Origin of the sequence: Nocardia sp. NBC_00416, assembly GCF_036032445.1 — a bacterium.
In the GTDB taxonomy this organism is placed as follows: domain Bacteria; phylum Actinomycetota; class Actinomycetes; order Mycobacteriales; family Mycobacteriaceae; genus Nocardia.
The window spans coordinates 3,965,045-3,977,698 of sequence record NZ_CP107932.1 but is presented as its reverse complement, the minus strand read 5'-3'; the positions used below and the strand labels follow the sequence as shown (position 1 = coordinate 3,977,698).

Here is a 12,654-nt window from a genome sequence, read left to right as displayed (position 1 = left end):
ACACCATGAACGCACAGCGCAAAAAAGTCGTCGTCGCCGGTCACGGCATGGTCGGGCACCGGTTCGTCGAGGCCCTCCGCGCACGCGACGATTCGGGACAGTGGCAGGTCGTCGTGCTCGGCGAGGAGAAGCTGGCCGCCTACGACCGGGTGGGCCTGTCCGCCTACATCGGTAGCTGGGATCCCGCCTCGCTGTCGCTGCCGGGTAACGAGTACGCCGGCGACGACCTGGTGGATCTGCGCCTGGGTCAGCGCGCGGAAGCCGTCGACAAGGACGCCCAGAAGGTGACCACCACCGCCGGCGAGGTGCTCGACTACGACGCCCTCGTACTGGCGACCGGTTCCTATCCGTTCGTGCCGCCCGTGCCGGGGCACGAACACCCGGAGTGTTTCGTCTACCGCACCGTCGAGGACCTCGACGGCATCAAGGCCGCGGCCGATGCGGCCGGGCCGGGCGCGCACGGTGTGGTCGTGGGCGGCGGCCTGCTCGGACTGGAAGCGGCCAACGCGCTGCGCCTGCTCGGGCTCACCCCGCACGTCGTGGAGTACAACGACCGCCTGATGCCGGCCCAGGTCGACGAGGGCGGCGGCGCGATCCTGGAGAAACTGGTCACCGATCTGGGGTTGCTGGTGCACACCGGTGTGGGCACCGCCGGGATCGAACGCGCCGCGGCGGCCGCTCCGGCCGAGCGGCTGCGGATCACGCTGTCCGACGACAGCGTGATCGAGGCGGCACTGGTGGTGTTCTCCGCCGGTGTCCGTCCGCGCGACCAGATCGCCCGCGACGCCGGACTCGACGTCGGCCCGCGCGGTGGTGTGATCACCGACCTGGGCCTGGCCACCTCCGATCCGAATATCTACGCCATCGGCGAATGCGCCGCGATCGAAGGCGTCTGCTACGGCCTGGTGGCGCCCGGCTACAGCACCGCCGAGATCGTGGCCGACCGGCTGCTGGGCGGCGCCGGCGAGTTCCCCGGCGCCGATATGTCCACCAAGTTGAAACTGCTCGGGGTGGATGTGGCCAGCTTCGGCGACGCGCACGGCGTCACGGAGGGCGCGCTGTCGGTCGTCCTGCACGACGCCGCCCGGGGCACCTACGCGAAACTGGTGATCTCCGACGACGCGCAGACCCTGCTCGGCGGCATCCTGGTCGGCGACGCCACCCAGTACGCCGCGCTACGACCGCTGGTCGGCCGGCCGCTACCGGCCGAACCGGCCGCGTTGATCTCCCCGGCCGGTGCGGAACTGGGCGCCGACGCGCTGCCCGACGAGGCGCAGATCTGCTCCTGCAACGATGTGAGCAAGGGCGCCATCTGCGGCGCCATCGCCGAGGGCGCGTGCGATATCCCGGCCATCAAGGCCTGCACCAAGGCCGGCACCTCCTGCGGCGGCTGTGTGCCGATGATCAAGAAGGTGCTGGAGCAGTCCGGCGTCGAGATGTCCACAGCGCTGTGCGAACACTTCGAGCAGTCCCGGGCCGAGCTGTTCCAGATCGTGCAGGCCACCGGTATCCGCACGTTCTCCGACCTCATCGCCCGGCACGGCCGCGGCACCGGCTGCGATATCTGCAAGCCGACCGTGGCCTCGATCCTCGCGTCCACCTCCAGCGACCACATCCTGGAAGGCGAGCAGGCCGCGCTACAGGACACCAACGACCACTTCCTGGCGAATCTGCAGAAGAACGGCACCTACTCGGTGGTGCCGCGGATGCCCGGCGGCGAGGTGACGCCCGAACAGCTGATCGTGATCGGTGAGGTCGCCAAGGAGTTCGGCCTCTACACCAAGATCACCGGTGGGCAGCGGATCGATCTGTTCGGAGCCCGGGTCGAACAATTGCCGCTCATCTGGAAGCGACTGGTGGACGCCGGAATGGAATCCGGCCATGCCTACGGTAAATCGCTGCGCACCGTCAAGAGCTGTGTCGGCTCGACCTGGTGCCGGTACGGCCAGCAGGATTCGGTCGGCATGGCCGTCCTGCTGGAGAAGCGCTACCGTGGACTGCGGTCGCCGCACAAACTGAAGCTGGCGGTGTCGGGTTGTGCCCGCGAATGCGCCGAGGCCCGCGGCAAAGATGTGGGCGTCATCGCCACCGAGCACGGGTGGAACCTGTACGTGGGCGGTAACGGCGGCCTCGCCCCCAAGCACGCGGTGCTGCTGGCGGGAGATCTGGACGACGAAACACTGATCGCCTACATCGACCGCTACCTGATGTTCTATATCCGCACCGCGGACCGCCTGCAGCGCACCGCGCCGTGGCAGGAAGACCTCGGTATCGACTACGTGCGCGAGGTGGTGTGCGCGGACAGCCTCGGCATCGCCGCCGATCTGGAGCGGGCGATGGCCGACCATGTGGCCGGCTACCGCGACGAATGGGCGGCGGTCCTCGACGACGAGGAGAAGCTGTCGCGTTTCGTGTCCTTCGTCAACGCCCCGGCCGAGGCCGATCCGACCATCGCGTTCGACGAGAGCGGCGAACGCAAGGTACCGGTCCTGCTCGGCCTGCCCGGTGTGCCCGGAGGAGGCAGCGGAGTGTAACCACGTAGGGCGTGGCGGGCAGGTCGCGTGGGCACAGCCTGCCCGGTGTGCCCGGAGGAGGCAGCGGAGCGTAACCACGTAGGGCGTGGCGGGCAGGCCGCTACCAGTGGGAAATGACGGCTTAACCGTCAGGAAACAGGACGCCGGTACCAATGGGTAACGGCGCATGGAGGGGAATACCGATGATGCGATACCTCCGCCTTCGCTGCGGCCTCCGTGGACCGTATGTTCCAGCTTCGAAGGAGGCTCGACGATGACCATTATCGATAGCCCGGCCGTTGTTCCGGCTACTACCACCGGGTGGACGCGGGCATGCGCGCTCGACCACCTCATCCCCGGTCGGGGCGTGGCGGTATTGCTGCCCGGCGGCGCCCAAGCGGCCCTGTTCCTGCTGCCCGAGGGCACGCTGTACGCGGTCGGCAATATCGACCCGTTCGGCCGTGCGGCGGTGATGTCACGCGGCATCGTCGGTGATCGGGGCGGTGAGCCGGTGGTGGCGTCGCCGCTGCTGAAGCAGGCGTTCTCGCTGCTGGACGGGCGGTGTCTGGACGACGAGTCGAAGGGCCTGCCGGTGTACGCCGTGCGGGTGGACGACGGGCAGGTGTCGATCTCGGTCCGGCCCGTCGCCGTGGCCATGAACGGTCCCGGCGCATGACAGTTCCGGATACGAGCGCATCGCTGGCGGGTTTCACGGTGGGGATCACCGCGGCCCGGCGTGCCGAGGAATTCGCCACCCTGCTCACTCGCCGGGGCGCGTCGATCGTGTCCGCGCCGGCCATCCGGATCATCCCGCTGGCCGACGACACCGAACTCGAGCGGGTGACCAGCGAGCTGGTCGCCGACCCGCCGCAGATCACCGTCGCCACCACCGGAATCGGTTTCCGCGGCTGGATGGAGGCGGCCGAGGGCTGGGGTCTGGCCGAACAACTGCGCGTGACGCTGGGCGGGACCCGGATGCTGGCGCGCGGTCCCAAAGCCAAGGGCGCGATCCGGGCCGCCGAATTGCGCGAGGAATGGTCGCCGGTCTCCGAATCATCGGCCGAGGTCCTGGACCATCTGCTCGCCGAGGGTGTCGAAGGTGTGCGAATCGCGGTGCAGTTGCACGGCGCCACCACCGAGTGGGAACCGATTCCCGATTTCTGTGAGGTGCTGCGCTGCGCGGGCGCCGATGTGGTGCCGGTACCGGTGTACCGGTGGGAGCCGCCCGCCGACCGCGGCCCCATGGATCAGCTGATCGAGGCCATCGTGACCTCCGCGATCGATTGCGTGACCTTCACCAGCGCGCCGGCCGTCGCGTCGATGCTGATGCGCGCCAAGGAAACCGGGCTGCTCGAGGGCGTGCTGCACGCGCTGCGCGGCCGGGTGCCGGCCGCCTGTGTCGGACCGATCACCGCGGCCCCGCTCGAGGAGCTCGGCGTGCCGACCACGATGCCCGGCCGGGCGCGTCTCGGGGCGCTGGCCCGGCATGTCGCCGAGGAACTTCCGCGCCGCGCCGGCCGGATCAACGCGGCCGGGCACACCATCAGCGTGCGCGGTGCGTGCGTGGTGGTGGACGGCACGGTGAAACAGCTGGCTCCGGCCCCGATGGCGCTGATGCGGTCGCTGGCGCGGCAGCCCGGCCGGGTGGTGTCCCGGGAGGCGCTGCTGGCGGCGCTGCCGGGCGGTGGTGACGATACCCACGCGGTGGAGACGGCGATCGCGCGGCTGCGTGCGGGGCTGGGCACCCCGAAAGCGATTCAGACCGTGGTCAAACGCGGATACCGGCTGGCGATGGATCCCGCCGAATGCAACGACGACGGCGAGCCGACGGCGTCCCTGCCCGCGGCCCCGGCGCACAACGCCCGCTATGTCCGCACGGTGGTGCCGGGGTGAGGTCTCCGGTGACGCCCGCGCTGATACTGGTGGCGCACGGCACCCGCAGCGGCCGGGGCGTCGAGATGATCGCGGGTTTGGCCGAGGTGGTCGGGCGGGAACTCGAACGGCGACACCGCCGGGGCGGCTGCGCCGATACGGTCGCCACAGGTCCGGCCGGGCGGGACGGCCGGTCGGCGATACTGTCCGGCGTGCGAACCCACGCGCTGTGCGGTTGCGTTCCGGACCCGATCGAAGCATCGGAACGCGTCGACGGTCCCGGAGTGTCCGGCGTGCCAGCCGTGCGCACCGCGTTCGTCGACGTGCTCGGCCCCTCGCCGTCGGAGGTGCTGCGGGATCTCGTCGCTGACACGAGGGAAACGGCGGAAACTGTTCCCGCCGTGGTCGTTCCCGCCTTTCTGGCTTCCGGCTACCACGTCTACCAGGATGTCCCGCGCGAGGTCGGAGACAGCCTGCACCCCGCCGTAACCGTCACTCCGGCAATGGGACCCGATCCCGCGCTGGCCCGGATCATGGCGGTCCGGTTGCGTGCGGCGGGTTGGCGGCCGGGAGACGCCGTGGTGTTCGCGGCCGCCGGCTCCTCCGACGTCCGGGCGCGCGCCGATGTGCGCCGCGCGGCCGCGATGCTCGCCGAGCGACTCGCGACACCGGTGCGCACCGCCTATGTGGCCACGGGCGCCCCGCGCGTGCCGGAGGTGGTCGCGCAATTGCGCGCCGCCGGTCGGCAGCGGGTGTTCATCGCGTCCTATCTCCTGGCACACGGCCTGTTCCAGGAACGTTTGCACCAGGCGGGCGCTACCGGGGTCGCCGAACCGATCGGCGTACACCCGGCCGTGGTCCGGCTGATCGCGGACCGCTATCGGGCCGCCGCCCGGGATCTCGCCGGGGAACAGGTGCGCTGATCGCCGCGAGGTGTCGGGCGGAGGTAGCTCGGAGGTGCCTGCGGGGACCTGTGCGCGGATCGTGCGGGCATCGTGCCGATCGCGCGAAATCCGGTGACGTGTCGTGGCCGGCGCACAGCCGACCGCCGTTATTCCACGCGTAGCGGCCGTAACGATTCGGGTGGAAGGCGTGACCATGCCGAGCGCCGGCCGCCACGGTGCAGCAGAAACGGGCTGTCCCCATCGGCGGTCCAATCCCTGCCGCGTGCACCTGTGCGGTTCCGCTGTCGTCGACGACGAGCGGGCGAAAAAGTACCCCTCTGCTGGGCCGAGTCGAGACGGCGCACCAGTGATTTCGGCAGGGATCAGGGGAGCGGTTCGAGACCTGGAGGCCGCACTGCCGCACGACCCGTTACCGCCGTATCTCGTTCCTCGAGCGAGGTAGTGCATCCCGACCCCGAGGCGTAGTGTTCGCCGGGAGGTGTTTGCGCAGGTAGTCGTAGCGGCCGGACCGGTCAGTCGGCGGGCGCGCGAGGATAGTCGGCGCGTCTCGCACTCGTGCCGGGCTCGACCGGACAACGCAGGAGGCGTGGTCGGGTTGACACACCAGGAATCGGAAACGGGTGCTCCGCTATCGGCGGCGCAGTTGCGGTGGTGGGTCGCGCAGCAATTGCAGCCCGATATGCCGAACACGGTAGCGATGTACCTCGATCTGTCCGGCCCGCTCGACTTCGAGTCGATCCGTGATTGCGGGACGCGCGCCGCCCGGGAACTCGAATCACCCTGTGTGCGGTTGTGCTGGGTGGACGGCGGGCCACGGCAGCGGGTGAACCCGCGGGCACGGTTCGAGATGGCGGTCCGCGATCTCACCGCGCACCCGGATCCGGTGCCCGAAGCGCTGGCACTGATGGAACGCGACCATCTCACCCCGCTCGACCCACTCACCGACGAACTCACCGTCGCGACCCTGTACCGGGTAGCCGTCGAACGGCACCTGCTGTATCTGCGCAGCCATCACCTGGTCCTCGACGGTGCGGGCGCGGTCGCGTTGCTGCGCCGCACCGGAGAGCTCTACCGGGCGGCGGTCACCGGGGCCGCGGTGGGCGAGCCGGGCGCGCTCGATACGGCCGGCCTGCTGGCCGCCGAACGTGACTATCAGCAGTCGTCCCGGGCCGCCACGGACCGGGATTATTGGCTGGCGGAGCTGTCCGGGGCGGCCGAACCGGTGGGTTTGGCGGGCCATCCAGGTGCGCCCCGGGCCCGGCCGCATCGGGTATCGGCGGTATTGGAACCCGAGACGGCGGCAACGGTCGCACCGGCCCGGACGCGTCACGGCGCCACCTTCGGTGAACTGGTGATCGCGGCGTTCGCCTGCTACCTCGCCCGGTGGACCGGGAACGACGACCCGATACTGGCCCTGCCCCTCCCGGCCCGCACTACGGCGGTCCTGCGCCGGTCGGCGGGCTCGGTCGCGAATGTGGTGCCGCTGCGGCTGACCGGCATCGCCCAGGGGACGGTCGGCGCCGCGCTCGCCCAGGTGCGCGGCCGAGTGCTCGGTGCGCTGCGTCACCAGCGTTACCCGTACGAGGACATCCAGCGCGACCGCAGCGGCGGGCGGGTGGTGCGCGGCGGATTCGGGCCGGTGATCAATGTGCTCGGCTTCGTGGAACCACTGCGGCTGGGCCCGCTGACCGGGAGCGCGCGACTGCTCTCCTCGGGCCCGGTGGAGGACCTGTTGGTCAACGGATACCAGCTGGGTCCCGACGCAAGCACCATCACGATCGATTTCCAGGGAAACCCCGCCCGCTACAGTGCCGCGACGCTCGCCTGGTACCACCGCGGATTCGTCGCCTACCTCGCCGGTTTCCTGCGTGCCGATCCGGACGCGACCGTCGCCGAACTCGATCTGCCGGCCGTCGCGCCGTCGTCGGCGCACTATCCGGCCGGTGCGGTCGGCGGGCCCGGTGCGGCAGCGGGTGCCGATCCCGGCGGCCCGGCCCGGCTGCTGCCCGAGTTGCTCCGCGCGGGCATGCGTACGGCGGATCCGGATGCGGTGGCACTGGACGACCGCACCCGGACCCTGACCTATCGCGAACTCGACGAGCTGGCGCGGCGGTGGGCGCGAGTGCTCACCGCCAGTGGCGCCGGGCCGGGGGTCGCGGTGGCGATCGTGGTGCCGCGCTCGATCGAATCGGTACTGGCGGTCTGGGCGGTGGCGACCGCCGGAGCCTGTTTCGTACCGATCGATCCGGACGACCCGCCCGCCCGGAAAGCGGCAGTGCTGGAAGCCTCAGGTATCCGGCTGGGGCTCACGGTGTCGGCGATGCGGCCGGGACTGCCCGGTCAGGTGCCCGCCGAGGAAGGCATCCCGTACGAAGCGGACGCGGGAGCCGCCGATGTTCGCTGGCTCGACCTCGATGTCACGGAACGTGCTCCGGAGCAGGGGTCATCACGATTCGAGGGGCCGGACCCGGCCGGGAAGTCCCGGACCGGGGCGCCGTGGGCCGCGGCGGCGCCCGACCACCCCGCGTATCTGATCCACACCTCGGGCACCACCGGCGTCCCGAAGGGCGTGCTCGTCGGACACCGCGGACTGGGCCCGCTCACCGACCACATCGTCGATCTGTACGAGATCGAGCCGGATTCCGTTGTCCTGCACGCGCATTCTCCGTCCTTCGATGCGCACCTGCTCGAATTGCTGGCCGCGTTCGGGTCCGGCGCACGTCTGGTCGTGGCACCGCCCGGGGCGGTGATGGGGGCGGAACTGACGAAGTTGGTGCAGACGGCCGGGATCACCCATCTACTCAGTACGCCGGCGGTGCTCGGCACCCTCGACCCCGGCGAGCTCCCGAGTCTGCGAGTGGTGGTGACCGGTGGGGAGACCCCGCCCGCCGAATTGGTGCGGACGTGGGCGCCGCGGGTGCGGTTGCACAACGGCTACGGTCCCACCGAAGCGACGGTGATGACGATGCAGAGTGCCGCGTTGCCGCCGGACGAACCCGTACTCATCGGTCCGGCGTTACCGGGTGTCCGAGCGGAATTGCTGGATACGCGGCTGCGCGGTGTCCCGGCGGGCGGGCGCGCCGAGTTGTACCTGGGCGGGCCGGGGGTGGCGCTGGGTTACCAGGGAGCCCCTGGCGCGACCGCGGCCCGCTTCGTCGCCGACCCGGCGGGCGGCGGGCGGCGGCTGTACCGGACCGGGGATCTGGTGCGGGCGGATCCCGGTGGTTACGAACACCTGGGCCGGGCGGATCGGCAGCTGGCGCTGCACGGGCGCCGGATCGAACCCGCCGAGATCGAATCGGCGCTCGCCGCGGGGCCGGAGATCGCGCAGGCGGTGGTGACGGTCGCCGGGGGGTCGGGTCCGGGGGCGCGGTTGGTCGGACATGTCGTTGTCGCCCAGGGGCATTCGTTCGATTCCGGCGCCACGTTGCATCGGCTGCACGCGGTCCTGCCCGCCGCGCTGGTGCCCGCGGTGCTCGTACCGATCGATCGGATTCCTATGACCGTCAACGGAAAACTCGATCGCGAGCGGCTGCCGGAGCCACTGTGGACGCACGCGTATCGCGCTCCGCGGACCGATCTCCAGCGTCTCGTCGCCGAACGGATCGGCCGCACGGTGGGCCGGGATGTGGGTCTGGACGACGATTTCTTCGCCCTGGGCGGTAATTCGCTACTGGGCGTGGCGCTCTCGGCCGAGCTCGCCGAGGTGACGGGTGTGCCGGTCACCGTGCGCTGGTTGTACACCGCACCCACCGTCGCCGATCTCGCCGACCGGATAGCGGCGCACGGCGCGGCGGGCGCCGAATCGGCCGAGGGGGCCGCGAGCCCGCACGCGACGCTACCGGCCGCAGACTCCGGCAACGGCGAATGCGGCCCGGACCTCCGCGCGGACGGCGCCGAAGGCTTGCAGATACTGCTCCCGCTGCGCCGCACCGGGACCCGGCCGCCGCTGTTCTGCTTCCATTCGGCGGTACCGCTGGCCTGGTGTTACGCGGGTCTGTCCCGCTGGATCGACGACCGTCCGGTCTATGGAGTGCAATCACCGGTTCTCACCACCGGCAGCCCGGATCCCACGACATCCGAAGGTCTCGCCGATCACTACGTCCGGGAGATCCTGCGCGTACAACCCGACGGCCCGTATCACCTGTTGGGCTGGTCGCTCGGTGGCCAGCTCGCCCATGCGGTGGCGGTGCGGTTGCGCGATCTCGGCCGTCCGGTCGCGCTGCTGACCATGCTGGACAGTGTCGTTTTCCCGGAAGGCTCGCCGTCCCCGCCGCGCCCGCGGATGCGGGATCTGCTCGCCCATCTGCTCGGGGACGAACCCGACGAAGCGCAGGCCGCGCGGGAGCCGGAACTCACCGCCGCCGAAGCCGCCGCGCGGCTGGCCGGCGCGGGCGCCAACCTGGGCACCGGGCTGACCGCCGACGAACTCGACCGCCTGCATCGCGCCTATGCCGCCGGGGTCGAGATCTCGCATCGCTACCGGCCCCGCGTCTTCGACGGTGACCTGCTGTACTTCTCGGCGACCCGGGGAATGACCGAACCGCTCGACGCCGGGATGTGGCGGCCGTATGTCACCGGCGAACTGATCGAGTATCCGGTGGACGCCGCCCACGGCCAGATGACCAATTCCGAGGTGGTCGCCGTGATCGGGCCGATCCTGAGCGGGTATCTGGACCGGATCGCCGAACCGGCGGTGGGCCGATGACCGGGCAACGCGCGATGACACCGGCCGTGAGCCGGCCCCCGACAATCCCGGCCCCGGCCCCGGCCCCCGCACCGGCGCGCAGCCGGAGCCGGACCGGTACGCGCACTGGTTCGCGCTGGCTGGACGTCTACGCGGATCCGGACCGATGGTGCCGGGACAATCCCGGGGCGGCGGTGCTCACCAGCTGGATCGACGACTATCTGAACTATCCGCACCCGGCGCTGGGCCGGGACGGTCCGGTGTGCCCCTTCGTCCGGCAGACCACGGTCCGGCAGGCCCTGTGGGTCGCGGTGTTCCCCGGCGACGATCTGACGGTCGAGGACATGTCCGCGGCGGTGAGCGATGCCCACGAGATCTATGACCGGCTGCGTGCCGCCCGGGCCGATGAGCGGTGGCTGACCGCGGTGGTCGTCTTTCCCGGGCTCACCCGTTTCGACCGTATCGATTCCGTGCACCGCCGGCACAAATCCGAGGTGGTGGGCGACGGGCTGATGCTCGGTCAGTTCTATCCGGGTTGCCGAGTCGCGGGGTTGTGGAACGCCGACTTCCATCCGCTGGACGCACCGCTGCCGATGCTGGTCATCCGCCCCATGATGACCACCGACTACCCGTTCCTGGTCGCGCGCACCGAATGGTTGTACGCCTACTTCAGCAAAGTCGCGCCGCACCTGCCCCGGGCACTGCGGTGGTCGATCGCCGGGCGGATGCGCGTGCCGGACGCGGAGGCGGACGCCATCACCGATCTGCGGGTGCACGCGCGGGACGAACACGCTATGTGAAAGCCGTCGGGCCTGGTCCCGGCCGTGGTAGAAACCTGGCATGTACCGGCTGCCGCGTTGCCTGGTGTACCTGTTGACGCTGTGCGTGGGGTTGCTACCGGCCGGGTTGTCGGCGGGACCGGCCGCCGCGGCGGGACCCGCCCGAATCCTGGAGGTGCGGCCGCTCGGTGGTCGTCAGGTCGAGGTGGTGGTGCATTCGGCGGCGATGGACAAACCGATCACGCTCTGGATGTCGCATCCCGGGCCCGGGGCGCCGGCGCTGTATCTGCTCAACGCCGTCGACGGCGGTGAGGACGGCGGCCCGTGGATGCGCCGTACCGATGTGGTGGACTTCTTCGCCGACAAACCGGTGAACGTGATCGTGCCGATGGGCGGCCGGGCCAGTTACTACACCGACTGGATCGCCGACGATCCGGTGCTGGGCCGGAACAAATGGGAGACCTTCCTGGCCCGTGAGCTGCCCCCGCTGCTGGACGACCGGTTCGGGATGACCGGGCGCAACGCGGTGGCGGGACTGTCGATGTCGGCGACCTCCGCGCTCAACCTGGCGGTGCACGCGCCCGGGCTGTACCGGGCCGTGGGCGCTTACAGCGGCTGCACCCGCACCAGCGATCCGGTGGCCCGGGCCATCGTGTATTCGCAGCTGGCGCTGTTCGGAGCGAATGCGACCAATATGTGGGGCGCGCCCGGCAATCCGGCCTGGCTCGACCACGATCCGATGCTGCACCTGGATCGGCTGCGCGGTCTTGCGCTCTACGTTTCCGCCGGCAACGGCGCACCCGGACCGTACGAGGCCCCGCAGGCGCGCGGGATCGACGGCGACCCGTTGCGCCTGGCCGATCGGATGCTCGTCGGCGGCACCATGGAATCGGTGGTCAACAAATGCACGGGCCCGCTGGCCGCCGCGCTGGCCGCCGCGCAGATCCCGGCGACGGTGAACTTCCATCCAGGCACCCACGCGTGGGCGTACTGGCAGGACGACCTGCACCGGTCCTGGCCCGTCTTCGCGGGCGCGCTCGGCGTCTGAACCGGTCAGACCCGGTACCAGACGAACTGATCCTCGCGGGTCGGGCCGTAGCGGTCGATCTGATCGAACAACCAGGCCGCGGGTTCGACCACCGCGTTGCGGCCCTGCGCATCGTCGTAGGCCACCAGGATGCCGACGAACGCGGCGTGCCCGTCGGAGGTCTGGCGGTACACCACCGCTCCGGAATCGCCGGCTTCGGCGCCGAGCGCGTTGGTCGCGTAGAGCCACTCGTCGGTGGTTTCGGTGATCGAGCCGCAACTCCAGCCCGTGGTCGCGCCGATCTTGCAGATCTCCTGACCCACCTGCGGTTTCATATCCACCGTGGACAGCCCGAATCGTCCCATGGACGCGGCGACGCCGATCCCGTCGTACAGGCGGATCAGGGCGAATCCGAACGTCAGTCCCTCGTCGGGGCGATGGAATTCGAACCAGCCGATCGGGTTTCCGACCTTGTCGGTCACGATCCCCTCGTGGTGGCAGTGGCCCGCGGTCACCGCGTAGTGCGCCGACCCGATCGATCCGGTGAGGCCCACGGTGCAGTGGGTGGTGATCGCCTTTCCATCGGCGATCTCGGTGTGCTGGACCGCCATTCCCGGATACACCGTCACCGCGGGGGTGGCCGCGGCGTTCCCGCCGGGGATCAGTACGGCGGTGGCTCCGGCCATCAGACAGACCGCCGCCGCGATGGACACCGGACGCCGGTTCCGCCCTCGCCGGAAAACGCTGAACATCGCGTACCTCGCACCTGCTCGAGCGACCGCGACGCGGTCGGATCGGGCAGTAAGCCTAGATGGTCGGGAACAGCGGGGCTCCGCGCACACTTCCCAGCTGGTGGAAGGGTGTATCGGGC

8 protein-coding genes are annotated in these 12,654 nt (G+C 70.5%); 7 read left to right on the top strand and 1 reads right to left on the bottom strand.

What is annotated here, in order from left to right:
* Positions 1–5 precede the first annotated feature (5 nt).
* The 7 genes from nirB (at position 6) to OG804_RS16900 (ending at position 11,804) form a co-directional block, all read left to right on the top strand.
* Complete coding sequence (gene nirB / locus OG804_RS16930) at positions 6–2,534, top strand: nitrite reductase large subunit NirB (RefSeq protein ID WP_328387649.1); 2,529 nt, start codon at positions 6–8, stop codon at positions 2,532–2,534.
* Between the two features lie 253 nt (positions 2,535–2,787).
* Entirely contained in the window at positions 2,788–3,189 is a 402-nt protein-coding gene (nirD, locus tag OG804_RS16925) for a nitrite reductase small subunit NirD (RefSeq protein WP_328387647.1), read from the top strand.
* Entirely contained in the window at positions 3,186–4,406 is a 1,221-nt protein-coding gene (locus OG804_RS16920) for a uroporphyrinogen-III synthase (RefSeq protein ID WP_328387645.1), read from the top strand. Before nirD ends, OG804_RS16920 begins: the two co-directional genes overlap by 4 nt.
* Positions 4,403–5,308, top strand: a complete 906-nt coding sequence (locus tag OG804_RS16915; RefSeq protein WP_328387643.1) for a sirohydrochlorin chelatase — start codon at positions 4,403–4,405, stop codon at positions 5,306–5,308. The genes OG804_RS16920 and OG804_RS16915 overlap by 4 nt, the downstream gene beginning before the upstream one ends.
* Before the next feature lie 577 nt (positions 5,309–5,885).
* Positions 5,886–9,998 (top strand): amino acid adenylation domain-containing protein, encoded by a 4,113-nt coding sequence (locus OG804_RS16910; protein WP_328387642.1) that lies wholly within the window; start codon positions 5,886–5,888, stop codon positions 9,996–9,998.
* The gene (locus OG804_RS16905; protein ID WP_328387640.1) at positions 9,995–10,777 is read left to right on the top strand and encodes a DUF6875 domain-containing protein; all 783 of its coding nucleotides are present in this window, start codon (positions 9,995–9,997) and stop codon (positions 10,775–10,777) included. The genes OG804_RS16910 and OG804_RS16905 overlap by 4 nt, the downstream gene beginning before the upstream one ends.
* A gap of 40 nt (positions 10,778–10,817) precedes the next feature.
* Positions 10,818–11,804 carry an alpha/beta hydrolase gene (locus tag OG804_RS16900; protein ID WP_328387638.1) on the top strand — a complete coding sequence of 329 codons (987 nt, stop codon included), beginning with the start codon at positions 10,818–10,820 and terminating at the stop codon, positions 11,802–11,804.
* Positions 11,805–11,809: 5 nt separating this feature from the next.
* On the opposite strand, the gene OG804_RS16895 is transcribed toward OG804_RS16900, so the two are convergent.
* Complete coding sequence (locus OG804_RS16895) at positions 11,810–12,469, bottom strand: hypothetical protein (protein WP_328387637.1); 660 nt, start codon at positions 12,467–12,469, stop codon at positions 11,810–11,812.
* Positions 12,470–12,654 lie beyond the last annotated feature (185 nt).

Excerpts from the sequence above, each read along its gene's own strand:
- OG804_RS16905 (WP_328387640.1), top strand. The coding sequence starts at position 9,995 with ATGACCGGGCAACGCGCGATGACACCGGCCGTGAGCCGGCCCCCGACA.
- nirD (WP_328387647.1), top strand. The coding sequence starts at position 2,788 with ATGACCATTATCGATAGCCCGGCCGTTGTTCCGGCTACTACCACCGGG.
- nirB (WP_328387649.1), top strand. The coding sequence starts at position 6 with ATGAACGCACAGCGCAAAAAAGTCGTCGTCGCCGGTCACGGCATGGTC.
- OG804_RS16920 (WP_328387645.1), top strand. The coding sequence starts at position 3,186 with ATGACAGTTCCGGATACGAGCGCATCGCTGGCGGGTTTCACGGTGGGG.
- OG804_RS16895 (WP_328387637.1), bottom strand. The coding sequence starts at position 12,469 with ATGGCCGGAGCCACCGCCGTACTGATCCCCGGCGGGAACGCCGCGGCC.
- OG804_RS16900 (WP_328387638.1), top strand. The coding sequence starts at position 10,818 with ATGTACCGGCTGCCGCGTTGCCTGGTGTACCTGTTGACGCTGTGCGTG.